This window comes from Thioclava sp. F1Mire-8 (assembly GCF_002213165.1).
GTDB classification, from domain to species: Bacteria; Pseudomonadota; Alphaproteobacteria; order Rhodobacterales; family Rhodobacteraceae; genus Thioclava; species Thioclava nitratireducens.
Genome location: NZ_NBNY01000001.1, coordinates 1,400,109 through 1,418,783 on the forward strand (window position 1 = coordinate 1,400,109; position 18,675 = coordinate 1,418,783).

At 66.2% G+C, this 18,675-nt stretch carries 17 protein-coding genes; 8 read left to right on the forward strand and 9 right to left on the reverse strand.

Annotated features, from left to right (window positions below; genetic code table 11):
* Positions 1 to 74: 74 nt before the first annotated feature.
* The 5 genes from B6V75_RS06395 to B6V75_RS06415 are packed head-to-tail and all read left to right on the forward strand — an operon-like array spanning position 75 to position 3,857.
* On the forward strand, positions 75 to 578 hold the full coding sequence (locus B6V75_RS06395) for a YbjN domain-containing protein (RefSeq protein ID WP_088719072.1): 504 nt from the start codon (positions 75 to 77) through the stop codon (positions 576 to 578).
* A 26-nt stretch (positions 579 to 604) separates the two neighbouring features.
* A complete protein-coding gene (gene proC / locus B6V75_RS06400) occupies positions 605 to 1,417 on the forward strand; it encodes a pyrroline-5-carboxylate reductase (protein WP_088719073.1) in 813 nt (270 codons plus the stop codon).
* Positions 1,414 to 1,749: a tRNA-binding protein gene (locus B6V75_RS06405; protein ID WP_075776164.1), complete on the forward strand. Its 336-nt coding sequence runs from the start codon at positions 1,414 to 1,416 to the stop codon at positions 1,747 to 1,749. Before proC ends, B6V75_RS06405 begins: the two co-directional genes overlap by 4 nt.
* Positions 1,749 to 2,696: a D-glycerate dehydrogenase gene (locus B6V75_RS06410; RefSeq protein ID WP_088719074.1), complete on the forward strand. Its 948-nt coding sequence runs from the start codon at positions 1,749 to 1,751 to the stop codon at positions 2,694 to 2,696. Before B6V75_RS06405 ends, B6V75_RS06410 begins: the two co-directional genes overlap by 1 nt.
* Positions 2,697 to 2,738: 42 nt before the next feature.
* The gene (locus B6V75_RS06415; protein ID WP_088719075.1) at positions 2,739 to 3,857 is read left to right on the forward strand and encodes a beta-ketoacyl-ACP synthase III; all 1,119 of its coding nucleotides are present in this window, start codon (positions 2,739 to 2,741) and stop codon (positions 3,855 to 3,857) included.
* 3 nt (positions 3,858 to 3,860) lie between these two features.
* Here B6V75_RS06415 and B6V75_RS06420 read toward each other — a convergent pair whose 3' ends face one another.
* The 7 genes from B6V75_RS06420 to B6V75_RS06450 all read right to left on the reverse strand — a co-directional run bounded on the left by B6V75_RS06420 (position 3,861) and on the right by B6V75_RS06450 (position 12,747).
* Positions 3,861 to 4,442: a thymidine kinase gene (locus tag B6V75_RS06420; protein WP_075776167.1), complete on the reverse strand. Its 582-nt coding sequence runs from the start codon at positions 4,440 to 4,442 to the stop codon at positions 3,861 to 3,863.
* A gap of 51 nt (positions 4,443 to 4,493) precedes the next feature.
* Entirely contained in the window at positions 4,494 to 4,943 is a 450-nt protein-coding gene (gene dtd, locus B6V75_RS06425) for a D-aminoacyl-tRNA deacylase (protein WP_075776168.1), read from the reverse strand.
* Positions 4,940 to 5,863, reverse strand: coding sequence for a carbohydrate kinase (locus B6V75_RS06430; protein ID WP_088719076.1), 924 nt, complete (start codon positions 5,861 to 5,863; stop codon positions 4,940 to 4,942). The genes dtd and B6V75_RS06430 overlap by 4 nt, the downstream gene beginning before the upstream one ends.
* An 83-nt stretch (positions 5,864 to 5,946) precedes the next feature.
* Positions 5,947 to 8,076: a hypothetical protein gene (locus B6V75_RS06435; RefSeq protein ID WP_088719077.1), complete on the reverse strand. Its 2,130-nt coding sequence runs from the start codon at positions 8,074 to 8,076 to the stop codon at positions 5,947 to 5,949.
* Complete coding sequence (locus B6V75_RS06440) at positions 8,073 to 10,814, reverse strand: DUF4159 domain-containing protein (protein WP_088719078.1); 2,742 nt, start codon at positions 10,812 to 10,814, stop codon at positions 8,073 to 8,075. Before B6V75_RS06440 ends, B6V75_RS06435 begins: the two co-directional genes overlap by 4 nt.
* On the reverse strand, positions 10,814 to 11,734 hold the full coding sequence (locus tag B6V75_RS06445) for a DUF58 domain-containing protein (RefSeq protein WP_240496913.1): 921 nt from the start codon (positions 11,732 to 11,734) through the stop codon (positions 10,814 to 10,816). Before B6V75_RS06445 ends, B6V75_RS06440 begins: the two co-directional genes overlap by 1 nt.
* Positions 11,731 to 12,747, reverse strand: coding sequence for a MoxR family ATPase (locus B6V75_RS06450; protein WP_078519704.1), 1,017 nt, complete (start codon positions 12,745 to 12,747; stop codon positions 11,731 to 11,733). The genes B6V75_RS06445 and B6V75_RS06450 overlap by 4 nt, the downstream gene beginning before the upstream one ends.
* Before the next feature lie 72 nt (positions 12,748 to 12,819).
* Here B6V75_RS06450 and B6V75_RS06455 point away from each other — a divergent pair, with 72 nt between their 5' ends.
* Positions 12,820 to 13,413, forward strand: a complete 594-nt coding sequence (locus tag B6V75_RS06455) for a DUF1285 domain-containing protein (RefSeq protein WP_088719079.1) — start codon at positions 12,820 to 12,822, stop codon at positions 13,411 to 13,413.
* 1 nt (position 13,414) lies between these two features.
* The gene (locus B6V75_RS06460; RefSeq protein WP_088719080.1) at positions 13,415 to 14,164 is read left to right on the forward strand and encodes a TIM barrel protein; all 750 of its coding nucleotides are present in this window, start codon (positions 13,415 to 13,417) and stop codon (positions 14,162 to 14,164) included.
* A 9-nt stretch (positions 14,165 to 14,173) separates the two neighbouring features.
* On the opposite strand, the gene B6V75_RS06465 is transcribed toward B6V75_RS06460, so the two are convergent.
* Positions 14,174 to 15,133, reverse strand: a complete 960-nt coding sequence (locus tag B6V75_RS06465; protein ID WP_088719081.1) for a cation diffusion facilitator family transporter — start codon at positions 15,131 to 15,133, stop codon at positions 14,174 to 14,176.
* Between the two features lie 266 nt (positions 15,134 to 15,399).
* Between B6V75_RS06465 and B6V75_RS06470 the strand changes: the two genes are divergently transcribed.
* Entirely contained in the window at positions 15,400 to 15,636 is a 237-nt protein-coding gene (locus tag B6V75_RS06470; protein WP_075776176.1) for a DUF2798 domain-containing protein, read from the forward strand.
* Here the strand turns inward: B6V75_RS06470 and polA are convergent.
* Positions 15,630 to 18,455: a DNA polymerase I gene (polA, locus tag B6V75_RS06475; RefSeq protein WP_075776177.1), complete on the reverse strand. Its 2,826-nt coding sequence runs from the start codon at positions 18,453 to 18,455 to the stop codon at positions 15,630 to 15,632. The two genes, B6V75_RS06470 and polA, sit on opposite strands and share 7 nt — an antisense overlap.
* Between the last annotated feature and the right edge of the window lie 220 nt (positions 18,456 to 18,675).

Below are 18,675 nucleotides of genomic sequence, written 5' to 3' on the forward strand. Positions count from 1 at the left end.
GCCGTTCCTTGTAAAGCCGACAAGCCCTAGGGGAGCTGCACTCCGGGCATCTAAAAAGGCAGGGGGATACGAGCATGGCACTGAGCGAAGACTATCTGTACGCCGAGGAACTCCACCCGATCGACATCGTCGAGACGCTGGCTGAAGCCCATGAATGGGAATTCGACCGGGTTACCGATGACCAGATCGCAATGGCGGTCGAGGGTCAGTGGCGGACTTACTCGATCACCCTCGCCTGGTCGCCGATGGATGAAACCTTGCGGCTGATCTCCACTTTCGAGATGGACCCGCCCGCGACCCGTGAGGGCGCGCTCTACGAGCTTCTCAACCGCATCAACGACCGGGTCTGGACCGGCGCCTTCACCTTCTGGCCCGATCAGCGGCTGATGGTCTGGCGGCACGGGCTGGTGCTAACGGGCGGGCAGATGCCCGGGCCGGAGCAGATCGACCGGCTGATCGGCGCGGCTGTCGTGTCCTCCGAGCGGTTCTACCCCGCTTTCCAGCTGGCGACCTGGGGCGAGCGCACTCCCGAAGACGCGATGCAGGTGGCCATTGCGGAGGCCTACGGGCGCGCCTAATCTCCCCCCGAACCAAAGGGGGAAGCATGAGCTTTGATAACATTTCCGACCGCGGCCTCGTCATTCTGGGCTGCGGACGCATGGGCGGCGCGATCCTTCAGGGGCTGTTGAAGGGCGGTCTGCCCGCAGCTTCGGTCTGGGTGGTCGATCCGAATCCATCCGACTGGCTGAAAGAGTCCGGCGTGAATCTCAACGCCGAACTGCCCGACAACCCGGCTGTCGTCCTCGTCGCGGTGAAGCCGCAGATGATGGCCGACGCGCTGCCGCAGCTGTCGGCCATGGCCGAAGGCGATACTCTGTTCGTCACCGTCGCCGCGGGGATCACCATCGAGGGCTACGAGAAGATGCTGGGCAAGCAGGCGCGTCTGGTGCGCGCCATGCCCAACACGCCCGCCGCGATCGGCCGTGGCGTGACCGCGATCGTCGGCAATCCGAACGCGACGAGTGACGATCTCGACACGGCAGATGCGCTGATGACCGGCGTGGGTCAGGTCGTGCGGCTCGACAACGAGGGCCAGATGGATGCGGTAATCGGCGTCTCCGGCTCGGGCCCGGCCTATGTCTTCCACCTGATCGAGGTGATGGCGGCAGCGGGCGAGGCCGAGGGGCTCGATCCCGACCTGGCGCTGCGGCTCGCCAAGGCGACCGTCGGCGGCGCGGGGCAATTGGCCGAGGATAGCGACGAGAGCCCGTCGAAGCTGCGCGAGAACGTCACCTCGCCCGGCGGCACCACGGCAGCGGCGCTCGAGGTTCTGATGGACCCCGAGACCGGCATGCCGCCCCTGATGCGCAAAGCGGTCGCCGCGAATATCGCGCGCAACCGGGAGCTGGGGAAATGACCATCTCCTTCGACGACTTCATGAAGGTCGACATCCGGTGCGGCCGGATCACGCAGGCCGAGCCCTTCCCCGAGGCGCGCAAGCCCGCGATCAAGCTCTGGGTCGATTACGGCCCGGAGATCGGCGTGAAGAAAAGCTCCGCCCAGATCACGGTGCATTACGCGCCCGAGGAGCTGGTCGGCAAGCTGGTCTTCGGCGTGGTCAACTTTCCGCCGCGCCAGATCGGGCCGTTCATGTCCGAGGCACTGGTGCTCGGCGTGCCGGACGAGGCGGGCGAGGTCGTGCTGCTGACGCCCGACAAGGACGTCCCGATCGGCGGGAGGATGTATTGATGAAGCTCCTCGTGACCCGCAAGCTGACCGACGAAGTCGAGGCCCGCGTGGCGCGCGAATTCGACGTGACCTTCCGCAACGGGGCCGCGCCGATGACCGAGGAGGAAACCCGCGCGGCTCTGGCCGAGTATGACGCGCTTCTCGTCACGCTTGGCGACAAGGTGACGGCGGCGGCCTTCGAGGGCAGCCCGCGCGCGAAGATCGTGGCCAACTTCGGGGTCGGCTATAACCATATCGACGTGGCCGCCGCCGAGGCGAAGGGCATCACGGTGACCAACACGCCGGGCGCGGTGACGGACGCCACCGCCGATATCGCGATGATGCTGATCCTGATGAGCGCACGGCGCGCCTCGGCGGGCGAGCGGTTCGTGCGGCGCGGCGAGTGGACCGGCTGGACGCCGACGCAATTCCTAGGCCAGCACGTCTCGGGCAAGAAAGTCGGGATCATCGGTCTGGGCCGCATCGGCACGGCGATCGCGAAACGCTGCCATTTCGGCTTCGGCATGGAGGTGGCTTACACCAAGCGCACCCCCGTCGACCCGGGCTTCCCCGCGACGCATTTGAGCCAGGACGAGTTGCTCACCAGTTCCGATTTCGTGGTGATCGCGGTGCCGGCGAGCCCCGCCACGCATCACCTGATCGGCGCCGCCGAGATCGCGAAGATGCAGCCGCATGCGCATCTCATCAATATCGCACGCGGCGATATCGTCGACGAGGCGGCACTGGTGGCGGCGATGCAGGGCAATGTGATCGCGGGCGCGGGCCTTGACGTCTATGAGCGCGAGCCCGACGTCCCCGAGGCCCTGCGCGAGATGGATAACGTCACGTTGCTTCCGCATCTGGGCACCGCCGCTCTTGAGGTGCGCGACGACATGGGCCACATGGCGGTCGACAATCTCATCGCCTTTCGTGACGGCAACACGCCGCCCAATCGCGTGTCGTCTTGACCTTTCACCTCCTTGGCGGGAGGCTCTGCCAAGGAGGATCCGATGCATCAAGCCGTCATTACCGGGACCGGAGTCTATACGCCGGAACACGTCATCACGAATGCCGAACTGGTCGAAGCATTCAACGCCTATGCCGATCTGTTCAACGCCGAGAACGCAGAGGCCATCGCCGCAGGCGAGATCGAGGCCAAGCCGCATAGCTCGGTCGAGTTCATCGAGAAAGCCTCCGGGATCGAGCAGCGCTACGTGATGGACAAGGAAGGCGTGCTGGACCCCACGCGCATGTATCCGCGCCTGCGCCAGCGTTCGGATGAAGAGCCCGGCATCATGGCGGAAATCGCGCTCGATGCCTGCCACAAGGCGCTGAAGATGGCGGGCCGCACGGGCGAGGACGTCGATCTGGTGATCTGCGCGGCCTCGAACATGGAACGCGCCTACCCCGCCATCGCGATCGAGATTCAGAAGCTTCTCGGCGCGGGCGGTTTCGCTTTCGATATGAACGTCGCCTGTTCCTCGGCCACTTTCGGCATTCAGGCCGCCGCCGACATGATCCGCACCGGCTCCGTGCGGCGCGCGCTGGTCGTGAACCCCGAAATCACCTCGGGCCATCTCGAGTGGCGCGACCGGGATTGCCATTTCATCTTCGGCGATGTGGCGACCGCGACGCTAATCGAACGGCGCGAGGATGCGCCACATGGCTTCCTGATCCGTTCCACCCGTTGCGCGACGGAGTTCTCGAACAACATCCGCAACAATAACGGCTTCCTGCGCCGCACCCGGCCCGATGGCGTGGCCGACCGCCGCGACATGCAGTTCATGCAGGAGGGCCGTAAGGTCTTCAAGGAAGTGCTGCCAATGGTGGCGGGCCATATCCACGACCACCTCACCGAGACTGGCGTGGCGACCGAGGACCTGCACCGCCTCTGGCTCCATCAGGCGAACAAATCGATGAACGACTTCATCGGCAAGAAGGTTCTGGGCCGCGATCCCGAACCGGGCGAGCAGCCCAATATCCTGCAGGACTACGCCAACACGTCGTCTGCCGGCTCGATCATCGCGTTTTCGAAATATTCCGACGATTTCAAACCGGGCGAGATCGGACTGATCTGTTCTTTCGGGGCGGGCTATTCGGTGGGCTCGGTCGTGGTCGAGAAGATCTGAGGCTTAGGCCTCTCCCATCGCCTCGCGCCAATGACGGCGGCAGAGGCTGACATAGGTCTCGTTGCCACCGATCTGCACCTGATCGCCATCGCGCAGCGCCTGTCCGTCCGGGCCCATCCGCACCACCATCGTGGCCTTCTTGCCGCAATGGCAGATCGTGCGGACTTCGCGCATCTCGTCGGCGAGCGCCAGCAGCGCCGCCGAGCCGGGGAACAGCTTGCCCTGAAAATCCACGCGCAACCCGTAGCACATCACCGGCACGCGCAGGTCATCGACCGCGCGGGCGATCTGCCAGACCTGCGTCTCGGTCAGGAACTGCGCCTCGTCCACGAAGATGCAGGCGCAGGGGCCGTCCGCCAAGCGCTTCTCGATCAGCGCGAACATATCGGTCTCTTCGGTAAAACAGGCCGCCTCCGCACCGATGCCGATCCGGCTCGCGATGCGCCCGTCGCCCGCGCGATTGTCGAGCCGCGCGGTCACGAGGAACGTCTCCATCCCGCGTTCGATATAGTTGTGGGAGGCTTGCAAGAGGATCGTGCTCTTGCCCGCGTTCATCGTGGAATAATGGAAGTAGAGCTTGGCCATGGCCTGCAATAGCCCGCGATTTTCAGGGGAGCAAGACTGCCCCAGCGACGTTCACGGACGGTCGGCGCTGTCCATCCAGATCGTGACCGGCCCGTCGTTCAGAAGCGCCACTTTCATATCCGCGCCGAACGCCCCGGTCTGGACCGGCAGGCCCAGAGATTCGAGGTGCCGGGCGAAATGCCGATACAGCCGATCGCCCTCTTCGGGCGGTGCGGCAGCAGAAAAACCGGGGCGGTTGCCGCGCGAGGTGTCAGCGGCCAGCGTGAACTGGCTGACCACCAGACAGGCGCCGCCAATATCACCCACCGCGCGGTTCATCTTGCCCGCCTCGTCCTTGAAGATGCGCAGTTTCGAGACCCGCTCTGCCAGTTTCTCGGCCACTTTCTCGTCATCACCCTGCATCGCACAGCACAGGATCAGAAGGCCGGGCCCGATTTCGGAGATGCGATTGCCGTCGACGGTGACCGAGGCTTCGGAGACCCGCTGGACCAGCGCCCTCATGCCAGCTCGTCCGACCAGGGCGGGTTGGCCCCTGCCCGGCTGACGACGACCGCAGCGGCGGCCACGCCCAGCTTGAGGCAGTCGGAGATCAATTCTTCCTCGGTTCCTGCAAGCTTGCGCTTGTCGAGAGCATCGGCGCGATCCAGCGCCGCCAGAACACCAGCGTTGAATGTGTCGCCTGCGCCGACCGTATCGATTACCTCGACCTTGCGCGCAGGCACGAACACCTCGCAGTGCTTCGAGAAGCCATGCGCGCCGGTCGCGCCTTCGGTGACGAAGACCAGCTTCGGCCCCTTGGCGAGCAGCCCGCGCGCGAGATCGGCGATGGTGCCCGGCCCTTCGATCCAGCGCAGATCCTCGTCCGAGACCTTCACGATATCTGCCACGGCGAACATCCGTTCAAGCCGCGCGCGATAGGCCGTCTCGTCGCGGATGAAACCGGGACGGATATTCGGGTCGATCATCGTCACGCGGCTCTCCGCCTCGCGCAGCATCAGCGCCTCATAGGCCGCGCCGCAGGGCTCGACCGGCAGGGAGATGCCACCGAAGAACATCGCCTTCACCTCTGCCGGGATCGCAGGCATATCCTCGATCTTCAGCATGCGACCCGCGGTATTCTCGTCGTAGAAGGCGTAGCTCGCATGGCCGTCGGTGAGCGTCACAAAGGCCAGCGTCGTGGGCCGGTCCGAGCGGACCGAGAGCCCCGCATCGACGCCGCTATCAGAGAGTGAGTGGACCAGCATCTGCCCGAACAGATCCTCCGACAGCCCCGACAGGAAACCCGAGCGCGCCCCCAACCGCCCCAGCGCGATCGCGGTATTGAACACCGCTCCTCCGGGATAGGGCGCAAAGGCCGGCTCGCCTTGCGCGCTCTCGCGCGGGAGCATGTCGATCAGTGCCTCACCACAGCTCAGGATCATCGGGGTCTCTCCTCCGTCTTCGCGTTCCGATACCGCTAACACCTGCTACACGCGAAGCGGTCTCCGGGCAATCCCCGCTTGGGTCACGCTTCGCTCGGCCCGCCGCCACCGCTGCGCCGATTCCACCCTTCGATCAGCCATGCCCCCACGGTCAGCAGCGCTGCGAGGAGCAGCCAGACCCAGGCGGGCATCAGCGGCTGCACGCGGATATCGGTGGTGGCCGTTGCGCCGCGCGGCGTGATGCCGATCCAGCCGCGCCCTGCCGAGGGCCGCCCCGCACGCACCTCGCGGATATCGGGCACCCCGTCTTCGAGCCGCGTCACGCCGCCATTCGACGCCTCGACCACGGCAGCGAGGGGATCGCCGCTGGCAATCGTCTGTTCGAACTCGCGCGGGCTGGCGGGGCCCATCGCCACGACCCGCTCCAGATCGCCGTCCTTGAGCCGGTAGAGCCCTGCCTCGGGCGCGGTCCAGCGCGCGGTGAAGCGACCCGGCGCGGTCTCGGTCAGCGGCACTTCCTGCGTCGAGCCATCGGGCAGCGTCACGGTCACCGGCGGCGCGGTATCTTCCATCGTGCGACGGATGATCCGCATCGAAAGCGCGCCGGGATCGATCTCGGCATAGAGTGCCTCCTCTTCCAGTTCAGGCTCTTTCATCTCCCAATGCGCGATACGGCGCAGCAATTCGAGCTGTGGCCCACCGCCGTCATAGCCGCGATCCCAGAGCCATGCCTGATCGGACGCCAAAAGCGCCACCCGCCCCTCGCCTTCGCGCGATAGCACCAGCAGCGGCTTGCCCTCGGCCCCGGACATGACGACCTCGCCGGTGGGGTTCGTCAGTTCGATCTGGCGCAGCCAGTGCCCCCAATGCGGGCCGTCTTTCTCGGCGGCCGTATCCTCGCCCTCGGGCGCAGGTGCCCCTTCCAGCCCGGCGGTCACCGGGTGGCGCAGGCCCAGATCGGTCGGGCGCGGCAGAAAGCTTTCCGACATGACGCGGCCGGTGGGGCGCGCGGGCATGATGTCGCCAAGGCTCGTCTGATAGAGGCTCTCGACGGTTGCGAATTCCGGACCGGCGGCCACTAGGATCGCGCCGCCGCGCTCGACGTAATCCTTGATGTTGTCGAAATAGGCCGACGGCAGGATACCCCGTGCGCCGTAGCGGTCGAAGATGATCAGATCGAACTGGTCGATCTTGTCGACGAACAGCTCCTGCGTCGGGAAGGCGATCAGTGACAGCTCCGTCACCGGCACGCCGTCCTGTTTCTCCGGCGGACGCAGGATGGTGAAATGCACGAGATCGACGCCCGCATCCGACTTAAGAAGGTTGCGCCACGTCCGCTCGCCCGCATGGGGCTGACCCGAGACCAGAAGCACCCGCAGCCGGTCGCGCACGCCGTTGATCTGCACGGTCGCGACATTGTTGCGGTCGGTCAGCTCTCCATCCAGCGGCGTCAGGGTGAACTGCACCACGTTCTGCCCGCCATGGGTCAGCGTCAGCGGCAGTTCCAGATCGCGATCGGTGCGCACCTTGTAGCTTTTCGGATCCTTGCCATCGATCGAGATCGTCAGATCGGCCACGCCGCCCGCGCTTTCGGGAACGGCGCCCATATCCTCGACCTTGAGACGGATATCGGTTTCCTCACCGATAATGCCAAAGGAAGGCGCGGTCTCGATCAGGATACGACGATCCCAGTCGCTGCGCTTGCCGGTCAGCAGCACCTGCAGCGGCGCGGGCAGATCGGGGGCAAGCTGCGCGTCATGGGCCTGCCCGTCGGTGACCATCAGCGCCCCCGCGACCCGGGCGCGCGGCTCGGCGGCCAGCGCCTCGGCGAGGCTCGCGCCCAGCTCGGTGCCGGCATTGTCGGCCCCGTCCGGAACGGTGATCCGGCGCGTCTCCACATTAGGCATCGCATCGAGCTGCGCTTGCAGACGTGCCACGGCGCGGTCGGTCTGTTGCCCGCGATCCGAGAGCTTCTGCGAGGAGGACCGGTCGTCGACCAGCAAAACGATATTCGACAGTGGCGTGGTCTGTTCGCGCTGCAAGGAGGGCTGCGCGATCGCGGCCAGCAGCACCAGCGCGGCCAAGGCCCGCAGCGCCCAGCCCTTAAGCCCGCGCCAGAGCGCCAGCGCCAGCAGAACGGCCGCCACAGCGGCCGCGCCCGCGATCACAGGCCATGGCAGAAGCGGCGCGAAGATTACCGACAGCCCGTTCATTGCCCCAGCCTTTCGAGAAGCGCAGGCACATGGACCTGATCGGATTTATAGTTGCCGGTCAGCACATGCATGATCAGGTTCACCCCGAAGCGATCCGCGATTTCGCGCTGACGCTCGCCGGTGCGGCCGCGCCCCACCGGGAACATCGGCATCCCGCGATCGTCGACGGCCCAGGCCGAGGCCCAGTCGTTGCCGCCGATCACCACCGGCGTCACCCCGTCATTGAGGTTGCGAAACGGCATCCCCTCGGCGCGTTCGGCATCGGCTGGCGGAGCCTCCACCCAGATCGTGCCATCATAGCGACCGGGGAAATCCTGCAGAAGGTAGAAGGTGCGGGTCAGTACGTGATCATCCGGCATCGGCGCGAGCGGCGGAATGTCCAAGGGCGCGGCCAGCGCCTGCAAACGCTTGCCTGCGGGCGTCGCCTCGCCGAAGCCCGCGATATCGGCGTCGCGCGTGTCGAACAGGATCATCCCGCCGCCGCGCAGGTAGCGGTTCAGCTTGGCATATTCCATCGGGCTCGGTGCAGGCTGATCTGCCGTGATCGGCCAGTAGATGAAAGTAAAGACGGCCAGATCGTCGTTCTTCAGATCGACCATCATCGGCGCGGAAGGCTCGACCGTGGTACGCCGGTTGAGAACCTGCGACAGGCCCTTGAGCCCGGCCATCGAAACCCGGTCGACTTCGGCATCGCCGGTGGGCATCGCGGCCAGAACCACGTTGGACGCAGCCTCGATCGCGCGCGCCGGATCCATATCCTCGGCATGGGCTTGCGGCGGCGCGAAGCTTGCGAGGATCACGGCGGCCCCGAAAGCGGCGGCCTTCATCGCACGCGGCCCCCAGAGCTTGCCCGAGAGCGCCAGCGTCGCGAGGATGTCCAGCAGAAGCGCCGCAAGCGCAGCCCCCAGAAGCCAGCCTTTCAAGGGCATTTCGCGTTGTTCGAAAGCCCCTTCGACGGGGACATTCGCAGGCCAGCTCGCGGGCGAAAGCGTCGCGCCGCGCGGCAGGGCGTTCAGCGCGACCGAGCGGTCCTCGGCGGTGTAGATGCCCGGGCGCAGCTTCGGCCCCGGCTCGGCCTTGGCCAGCTCCTCGCCCGGCACACCCGCCGCCGCGCCTGCATCCTGCAGCCGCCCGAACCCGTCGAGCAGCTTCTGAGGCACCCAGGTCTGGCCTGCGAGATCAGCCTCTTCCGGCGCGGCGGGCCGGGCAGAGACCGCGAGCCGTTCCAGCATCTGCGGGAACAGCAGCGACAGCGGCAGGGTCGACCATTCGGCATTGGCGGTGACGTGAAACAGCACGACCGCCCCCTGCCCCATCTTGGCGCGGGTGACGAGCGGCGTGCCGTCGGTCAGCGCGGCGATCGTGTGTTCGCTCAGGTCCGGCGCGGGCTCGGCCATGACCTGTGCCTTCACTGTCACGTCGTCGGGCACCGTCAGCCCCGTGAAGGGCGAGTTTTCCGGGAAGGGCGCCAGCGCGCGCGGATCGCCCCAGCTCATCGTGCCGCCCAGCGAGCGGCCTCCGGCACGCAGCTGCACCGGCAGCAACGTGTCGGCGTCGAGATTGGCATTGGCCATGCGCGGCCCTGCGAAGCGGATCAGCAGCCCGCCCTTCTCGACCCATTCCTGCAGTTTAGCCTGTTCGGGCAGATCGGCCATATCGGCGAGGATGATCACGTCCGGATCGGCGGTCAGCACATCGGCAAGCGTGCCCTCGATCAGGTCCGCCGTAGGGGCGAGCGCCTGATGCAGGTAATGCGTGGGCGAGAGCAGCTCCAGCCCCTCGCGGTCGCGCGCACCCGACAGGATCGCGACCTTGCGGCGTTTGACCGCGTCATCGGTCAGGCTCACCGCACCGGCCGAGCGCATGCCCGTGACCTCGATCCGGGTAATACGGTTGCGCAGCTCGGGCGGCAGATCGAAACGCAGCTCTGTTTCGCGGCTGTCGGTGAACTGAAGCGGCTGGCTCGCCAGCTCGCGCTCGACACCCGCCGGATCGCGCCCTACAGCGGCGACATCGCGCGGGCTGGGCGGAATAGTGGAGGCAAGCGCGGGCACGACGAGCGCGCCATCCTCGATCCGGGCCGCGCCCAGCGCCAGAACCGGCAGTTGCGGCTGCCAGACCTTGACCGGACCGCGCGCCTCCAGCGCGCTCAGAACACCGGCCCGGCCGTCGCGGGCCAACCCGTCAGACAGCCAGAGCGTCTCGAAATTCCCGTCCGGCAGGTTTGCGGCGTCGAAGTTCTGCGGCGCCCAAGGCTGCGGCTGGATGCCGGGGAGCGACTGGATCAGCGCGCCCGCATCCGTGAAACTCACCTGTGCGGGCGGCGGATCGGCCAGCGAAATTACAGCTGCCGGACGGCCCGCCTGCTGCGCGTCCTTCAGCGCCGCCGTCATCCGCTCCACCCGGCGCGACCAATCGCGGGCAGAGGCCCAGCTACCGTCGACCACGATCAGGAGCGGCCCGGTTCCGGGCACGACCCGCTGTGGGTTCAGGACCGGCCCGGCAAAACCGATGATCGCGGCGGCCAGCGCCAGAAGACGGAGCGCCAGCAGCCACCACGGCGTGCGCGCGGCCTGCACTTCCTCGTCCTTGAGGCCCAAAAGCAGCGCGACGCCCGGGAAGCGCCTGCGGATCGGCGCGGGCGGTACCGCGCGCAGGATCAGCCAGATGATCGGCAACGCGGCGAGCCCCAGCAGAAGCCAGGGCGCGGTGAAGCCGATGGGGCCGAGCATCCACATCAGCGCCCCCTTTCGAGCGCGGAATAGAGCCAGAGCAGCGCCACCTGCGCCGGATCGCCCGTGTGATGGGTCGAGAACTGCCAGCCCGCGCTGCGCGCAAGCGTGGCGAGCTGATCGCGCCGTGCGGCCAGCCGGTCGAGATAACGCGCACGCAAATCGCCAGCCTTGCGCGTCTCATGGACCAGCGCGCCGGTCATCGACTGGAAGATCGTGCGCCCGTCATAGGGGAAGGCTTCTTCGTCCGGATCGAGCACCTGCATCATCACGCCCGACACGCCTCGATCCGCCAGACGCCCCAGCGCCGCCTCGATCGGGCCGAGATCACCGAAGAAATCCGACAGCAGCACCACGCGCGATTGCGGCGTGACGCCCGCGATTTCGGGCGCGCCGTAATCCTGCACGCCCGCCTCGCGCGACAGAAGGCCCGCAAGCTCCATCAGCTGCGCGCGTCCGGGCCGTGGTGGTGCGAGAGGACCGGTCAGCCCCACGCGCTCACCGCCGCGCACCATCAGCACCGCGAGCGCGAGGCCCAACACCCGCGCGCGCTCGGATTTGGTGACGCGGGCGTTGCGACCGCTCTCGGCCCCGGTGAAGCGCATCGAGGCCGCATCATCGACCCACAGATGCACCGATTGCGCCAGTTGCCATTCGCGCTGGCGCACATATTGGCTATCCGAGCGCGCCGAGCGCCGCCAATCGACGAAGCGCAGCTCGTCGCCCGCATGGGCGGGGCGGTATTGCCAGAATTCGTCGCCCGATCCCGCGCGCCTGCGCCCATGTGACCCCATCTGAACGGTCGCCGCCAACTGCTCCGCCGCGACCAGCAGCGGAGGCAGCGCAGAGGCTGCCCCTTCCGCCTCGCGGCGCAGGCTCAGCGCGGGGGCGGGCCCCGGCGCTGTGGTATCGGAGGTCACGCTCAAGCGGCGGCCCCGGCGGCGCGCGGCCCGGTGACCTCTGCCACGGCGCGGTCGATCAGGTCGCCCAACGTCTCGCCCCGGGCGCGGGCCGCGAAGCTCAGCGCCATGCGGTGGATCAGCACCGGGCGGGCCATTGCCTGCACGTCGTCCAGCGTCGGCGCCAGTCGGCCATTGATCAGCGCACGCGCCCGAACGGTCAGCATCAGCGCCTGCGCGGCCCGCGGCCCCGGTCCCCAGGCCAGCGCATCGCGGATGAAGTCAGGAGCCTCGGCCTCGCGCGGACGGCACAGCCGCACCAGATCGAGGATCGCATCGACAACCTTCTCGCCCACGGGCATCTGCCGCACGATCCCCTGCGCCTCGATTAGTTCGGCCGGGGTGAAGACGGTATGCGCGCCCTCCGCCGCGACACCGGTGGTCGCCAGCAGGATCGAGCGCTCTGTCTCGCGATCCGGGTAATCGACGTCGATCTGAACGAGGAAACGGTCGAGCTGGGCCTCGGGCAGTGGATAGGTGCCCTCCTGCTCGATCGGGTTCTGCGTGGCGAGAACGTGGAAGGGCGGGCCAAGCGGGCGATGCTCGCCGGCGATGGTGACCTCGCGTTCCTGCATCGCCTGAAGAAGCGCAGACTGGGTCCGGGGCGAGGCGCGGTTGATCTCGTCCGCCATCAGAAGCTGGCAGAAGACCGGGCCTTCGAGGAAGCGGAACGCGCGGCTGCCGTCGGGCGCCGTTTCCAGAACTTCGGAGCCCAGAATATCGGCGGGCATCAGGTCCGGCGTGAACTGGATGCGGTTCGATCCCAGCCCCATCACGGTCGACAGCGTCTCGACCAGAAGCGTCTTGCCCAAGCCCGGCAAGCCGACCAGAAGCGCGTGCCCCCCGGACAGCATCGCCGCCAGAACCAGCTCCACCACCTGATCCTGCCCGATGAATCGCCGGTCGATCGAGGCGCGCGCCTGTGCGAGCTTGCCGCCAAGTCGTTCGATATCTTCCATCAGCTTTTCGGGCTCGGCCATGACATTCTCCCCGTTGATGCCTATCTTGCCAGCAAAGCAGATAACCACGCTCCGACCAACGGCCAAATTCGCATGACGGATCACAAACAGACAGTTTCGACCTCTTCCCCCACGGCAGATGGGCTTGCGGATGCAGCCAAGAAAGCCAGCAAAAAGGGCCCGCCGCCCGTGCATTTGTGGGATCCGCCCTTCTGCGGCGACCTCGATATGGAGATCCGCCGCGACGGGACGTGGTTCTATCTTGGCACGCCGATCGGCCGCGAGGCGCTGGTGCAACTGTTTTCATCGATTCTGAAACTGGAGGACGGGAAATACTATCTCGTTACCCCGGTCGAGAAGGTGGGCATCCGGGTCGAGGACGCGCCGTTCATCGCCGTCGATTTCACCACTGAGGGCGAGGGCGACGACCAGTCGATTCGCTTCACGACCAATGTGGGCGACGTGGTTCTTGCCGATGCAGACCACGCGATCCGGGTGGAACATAGCGAGGAAGGCGAGCCCCGCCCCTATCTGCATGTGCGCCGCGGACTGGAGGCGTTGATCGACCGCAAGAGCTTTTACCGGCTCGTCGATCTCGCCGTGACCCGCGAATTTGAGGGCGAAGATTGGACCGGTGTGATCTCGGCTGGCAGCTTCTTCCCGATCATGCGTGCCGCGGAGCTGTGATGTGCCGAAGTTCGCCGCGAACCTGACGTTCCTCTTCACCGAACTGCCTTTCATGGATCGTTTCAAAGCGGCAAGAAAAGCCGGCTTCGACGCGGTCGAGGTGCTGTTTCCCTACGACGCTTCCGCGCAAGAGATGCGCCACGAACTGATCCGTCACGACCTGAGCTTCGTGCTGATGAACGTGCCGCCGCCGAATTACACCGGCGGCGATCGTGGCTTCGCCGCGGTACCGGGCAGCGAAGCGCGCTTCCGCCGCGATTTCGACCGCGCGATGCGCTTCGCCGATATCCTGAAGCCACGCGCCATCCATATCATGGCGGGCAAGGCCGAAGGGGCGGAGGCCCGCGCGACCTACATCGAGAACCTGAAATGGGCGACGGCGCGCGCGCCGAAACGGGTCCTGACGATCGAGCCGGTCAACCCGACCGACATGCCCGGTTATTTCCTCGACAGCTTCGATCTCGCGGCGGAAGTGCTCGACGCGGTCGCTGCCCCGAACCTACATCTGCAATTCGACGCCTATCACGCGCAGATGCTGACCGGCGATCTGGCGGGCTGTTGGGCCGCGCACGGGCATCGCGCGGCGCATGTGCAATTCGCGGATGCGCCGGACCGGGGCGCGCCCGGTTCGGGCAAAAGCGATCTCGCGGGCTTCTTCGCGACGCTCGATGCGGCAGGCTATGATGGCTACGTCTCGGCGGAGTACACGCCGAAGGGCAGCACACCGGAAAGTCTGGACTGGCTACGCTAGGCCCCGCGCTCAATGCGCGGGGTGCGCCCCGTGCTCATGAGCATGGTCGTGATCGCGAGCCGCGTGGTCGTCAGGTGCCTTGTGGTCGGCGCAGCCCAGATCCGCGCTTTCCGGCTCCAGCGTCGCATGATGGATGCCGAACTGGTGTGCCAGCATATCCTTGGCCCGCGCAATGACGGTTGCGTAATTCCGCCCCTCCGCCAGCACGAGATGCGCCTCGACGGAGACGCGCCGCTCGTCGATCTGCCACAGGTGGACGTGGTGGACACCCTCGACGCCTTCGACATCCCCCAGCGCACGGCGTACCTCGGTGCTGTCCTTCTCGGGCGGGGCACCGAGCATCAGGATGCGCAGCACCGGTTTCAGATCGGTGGCGACATGCCACAGGATGAAGAGCGAGATGCCGATGGTCAGGATCGGATCGACCATCTTCCAGTCGTAGAGCAGGATCACGACACCGCCCACGATCACCGCGACCGACGCCCCGGCATCGGCCAGATTATGCAGGAAAGCCGCGCGGATGTTCAGGCTGTGCTTGGAGAGCGCATAGGTCAGCGCCGCCGTCGCCAGATCGACGATCAGCGCCAGCGTCGCGAGCCAGACCACGATCCAGCCATCGACCTGAGGCGGATCGATCATCCGCCCGACCGCCTCCACGATCAGCCAGAGCGAGATCAGGATCAGCGCGATGTAATTGACGAAGGCCGCGATGACCTCGGCGCGCGACCAGCCGAAGCTCATCGCGGCATCCGCCCCGCGCTTGGCCAGCTTGCGCGCCCCGAAGGCCAGCACCAGCGCCGCCGCGTCGGAGAAATTATGAACCCCGTCCGCGATCAGCGCCATCGAGCCAGCGATCGCCCCGCCCAGCACCTGCGCGACCGTCAGGATGACATTGACGACCACCGCCCAGAGCACACGGTTATCGCTCGTATCGGCGTCGAGATGGTGGTGGTGATGATCGTGGGGCATGGGCGCTTTTCTCGAATCTCGGCGCCTGAGGCGCGGTTGGGACGCTCCGCAGGGGATGTTGGGGCCAAGTCGAACGCGATGCCCGCATTTTCGGCTTGGTCCAAATATCCCCGCCGGAGGCATGGGCAGTCTCAACATTGCGCGGCGGCGGGGTCAATGCGAGACAACTCGTTCGCGCGGATCAGCACACAGGTTTGTGCGTTGCCTCCTCACGTTCAATCACCAAAATGCGAGCGGAGAATTTTCCGACCCGAGAAGGAGACCCGATGATCCCCGCGCGCTATGCCCATTTCGTCTTCAGCCTGATCCTGTCGGGGATCATGTCGTTTCTGGTCTCGGGCGTGGCGACCTACCGGGCGACGGGGCTTGTGGAGGACTTTCCGGCGCTCTGGGCGGCAAGCTGGCTCTCGAGCTGGATGTTCGCCTATCCTTCGGTGCTGCTGGTCGCGCCGTTGGCGCGGCGCGTGACCAATATCCTCGTGCGTCAACCCGCGGCTCAGTGAGCGGCGGCCCAGCTCTCCCCCTGCCCCGCGTCGACGACGAGCGGCACCGAGAGCTTCATCACCGGCTCCGCCGCGCCTTCCATCGTGGCCCGGGCGGTCTTGATCAGGTCGTCGATCGCGGCATCCTCGACCTCGAAGATCAGTTCGTCATGCACCTGTAGCAGCATCCGGGCCGGGAGACCGTCGATCGCCTCGGGCATCCGCACCATCGCGCGGCGAATGATATCGGCCGCAGCCCCCTGGATCGGCGCGTTGATCGCGGCGCGTTTGGCGAAGCCCGCCGACGGGCCTTTCGCGCCAATATCGGGCGTATGGATTTTACGTCCGAACAGGGTCTGGACGTATTTGTGCTCCTTCGCGAAGGCCACCGTGTCGTCCATGTATTTGCGGATACCGGGGAAGCGTTCGAAATACCGGTCGATGAAGCCCTGCGCCTCGGCCCGCGGGATGCGCAGGTTGCGGGCAAGGCCGAAGCCGGAAATCCCGTAGATCACGCCGAAATTGATCGCCTTCGCCTGACGGCGGATCTCAGGCGTCATCTGGTCGAGCGGCACGTCGAACATCTCCGAGGCAGTCGCGGCGTGAATGTCCAGTCCTTCCTTGAAGGCCTCGCGCATCTCGGGAAGATCCGCCACATGGGCGAGGATGCGCAATTCGATCTGGCTGTAGTCGAGCGAGACGATCTTGCAGCCCTCGCGCGCCACGAACGCCTCGCGGATGCGGCGGCCTTCCTCGGAGCGCACGGGAATGTTCTGCAGGTTCGGATCGGTCGAGGCCAGACGTCCGGTATTCGCGCCCGCGATCGAGTAGCAGGTATGGACGCGGCCCGTCTCGGGATGGACATGGGTCTGCAGCGCATCCGTGTAGGTCGATTTCAGCTTCGAGATCTGCCGCCAGTCGAGCACACGTGCCGCCAGCCGCGCGGCCTGCGGGTTAGTGTCTTCCATCGTGGTCACGTCTTCGAGCACATCCGCGCCCGTGCCGTAGGCCCCGGTCTTGCCCTTCTTGCCGCCCTCGACGCCCATCGTGTCGAACAGGATCTCACCCAGCTGTTTCGGCGACCCGACATTGAAGGGCTGGCCCGCGATCTCGGCGATCTCGTCTTCGAGTTGCGCCATCTTCTGCGCGAAGGCGTTGGACATGCGCGACAGCACCGAGGCGTCGACCTTCACGCCCGCGATTTCCATATCGGCCAGCACCGGCACCATCGGACGCTCCAGCGTCTCGTAGACGGTGGTGACGCGTTCGCGATGCAGCCGCGGCTTGAACTGCTGCCAGAGGCGCAGCGTGATATCGGCGTCCTCAGCGGCGTAGCGGGTAGCCTTCTCGATCTCGACCTTGTCGAAGGTGATCTGGCTCTTGCCGGTGCCGATCAGTTCCTTGATCGGGATCGGCTGGTGGTTGAGGTAGCGATCCGACAGCGTATCCATCCCGTGGCCGTGCAGCCCCGAGAACATTGCGTAGGACATCAGCATCGTGTCGTCGATCGGCGCCACGCGGATCCCGAGCCGGGCGAAGATCTTGAAGTCATACTTCATGTTCTGGCCGATCTTCAGGATCGCCGGGTCTTCGAGCACGGGTTTGAGGAGCGCCAGCGCCTCCTTGAAGTCCATCTGGCCGGCGACACGTTCGGAGCCGCCGAAAAGATCATCGCCGCCGGAGATATGTGCGAGCGGCAGATAGGCCGCCTTGCCCGCTTCGGTGCACAGCGACACGCCCACCAGTTCGGCCTTCATGTCATTGAGGGACGTGGTTTCGGTGTCGACCGCGACCCAGCCCTTGGCGCGGGCCTCATCCAGCCACTGCGTCAGCGTCTCGGCATCGCGGATGCAGACATAGCTGTCGGGATCGAAGGGCGGCTGGTCCACCTCCGGCGCGGGGTCGACATGGCTTGCCGGCACGTCGGTGACGACGGGCGCGGGCGGCGGCTCGGCGCCGAATTTCTCGGCCACGCGGCGGGTCAGCGTGCGGAACTCCATCTCATTAAGAAAGCCCATCAGCGTATCGACATCGGGCTCGCGGATTTCCAGATCGTCGAGCGTGAACTCGATGGGGGTCTGATCGTCTAGAGTTACCAGCTGCTTTGAGAGGCGAATCTGCTCGGCCTTCTCGATCAGCGTCTCGCGGCGCTTGGGCTGCTTGATCTCGGAGGCACGTGCGAGCAGCGTCTCCAAGTCGCCAAATTCGTTGATCAGAAGCGCCGCGGTCTTGACGCCGATGCCGGGGGCGCCGGGGATATTGTCGACCGAGTCGCCTGCGAGCGCCTGCACGTCGATCACACGCTCGGGGGCGACGCCGAACTTCGCCTCGACCTCCTCGACACCGATCGCGCGGTTCTTCATCGCGTCGAACATCTCGACGCCGCCGCCGACGAGCTGCATCAGATCCTTGTCCGACGAGATGATCGTGACGCGGCCGCCCGCCTCGCGGGCCTGTCGGGCGAGCGTCGCGATGATGTCGTCGGCTTCGTAGCCCGCCAGTTCCTCGCAGGCGATGTTGAACGCCTTGGTTGCCTCGCGTGTCAGCGGGATCTGCGGGCGCAGTTCCTCGGGCATCTCGTCGCGATTTGCCTTATAGAGATCGTAGAGGTCGTTGCGGAAGGTGTGGCTGCCCTTGTCGAAGATCACGGCTGCATGGGTCGGCGCGTCGGAGCCCTTGGCGTCCTCGATGTATTTCCACAGCATGTTGCAGAATCCGGAGACCGCCCCGATCGGCAGCCCGTCGGATTTGCGAGTCAGCGGCGGAAGCGCATGATAGGCGCGGAAAATGAAGGCCGAACCGTCGATCAGATGCAGGTGACAGCCTTTGCCGAATGCCATTGCGGAGCCCTCCTTCGCGCGTTGGCCCCGGTTGTGCCACAGGGGGGTGCAGAGGGAAAGAGGATCGGCGACCGCTCAGCGTGAAGGGCCGCGCCCGAGCCTTGGGTGCGCGCTTCGCTGTCGTCTGGTTTGAGCAGTTCATTTCGCAAGCCCGTAGGGCAGAGAGGCTGTGGGCTCCATCGCCAATGCGCCCTCCCGGGGGGAGGTCGGGCGCCTCCCG

Coding starts and splice junctions, on each gene's coding strand:
- proC (WP_088719073.1), top strand. CDS start 605: ATGAGCTTTGATAACATTTCCGACCGCGGCCTCGTCATTCTGGGCTGC.
- B6V75_RS06395 (WP_088719072.1), top strand. CDS start 75: ATGGCACTGAGCGAAGACTATCTGTACGCCGAGGAACTCCACCCGATC.
- dtd (WP_075776168.1), bottom strand. CDS start 4,943: ATGAGGGCGCTGGTCCAGCGGGTCTCCGAAGCCTCGGTCACCGTCGAC.
- B6V75_RS06405 (WP_075776164.1), top strand. CDS start 1,414: ATGACCATCTCCTTCGACGACTTCATGAAGGTCGACATCCGGTGCGGC.
- B6V75_RS06440 (WP_088719078.1), bottom strand. CDS start 10,814: ATGTGGATGCTCGGCCCCATCGGCTTCACCGCGCCCTGGCTTCTGCTG.
- B6V75_RS06455 (WP_088719079.1), top strand. CDS start 12,820: ATGACGGATCACAAACAGACAGTTTCGACCTCTTCCCCCACGGCAGAT.
- polA (WP_075776177.1), bottom strand. CDS start 18,455: ATGGCATTCGGCAAAGGCTGTCACCTGCATCTGATCGACGGTTCGGCC.
- B6V75_RS06415 (WP_088719075.1), top strand. CDS start 2,739: ATGCATCAAGCCGTCATTACCGGGACCGGAGTCTATACGCCGGAACAC.
- B6V75_RS06430 (WP_088719076.1), bottom strand. CDS start 5,863: ATGATCCTGAGCTGTGGTGAGGCACTGATCGACATGCTCCCGCGCGAG.
- B6V75_RS06465 (WP_088719081.1), bottom strand. CDS start 15,133: ATGCCCCACGATCATCACCACCACCATCTCGACGCCGATACGAGCGAT.
- B6V75_RS06435 (WP_088719077.1), bottom strand. CDS start 8,076: ATGAACGGGCTGTCGGTAATCTTCGCGCCGCTTCTGCCATGGCCTGTG.
- B6V75_RS06450 (WP_078519704.1), bottom strand. CDS start 12,747: ATGGCCGAGCCCGAAAAGCTGATGGAAGATATCGAACGACTTGGCGGC.
- B6V75_RS06410 (WP_088719074.1), top strand. CDS start 1,749: ATGAAGCTCCTCGTGACCCGCAAGCTGACCGACGAAGTCGAGGCCCGC.
- B6V75_RS06420 (WP_075776167.1), bottom strand. CDS start 4,442: ATGGCCAAGCTCTACTTCCATTATTCCACGATGAACGCGGGCAAGAGC.
- B6V75_RS06470 (WP_075776176.1), top strand. CDS start 15,400: ATGATCCCCGCGCGCTATGCCCATTTCGTCTTCAGCCTGATCCTGTCG.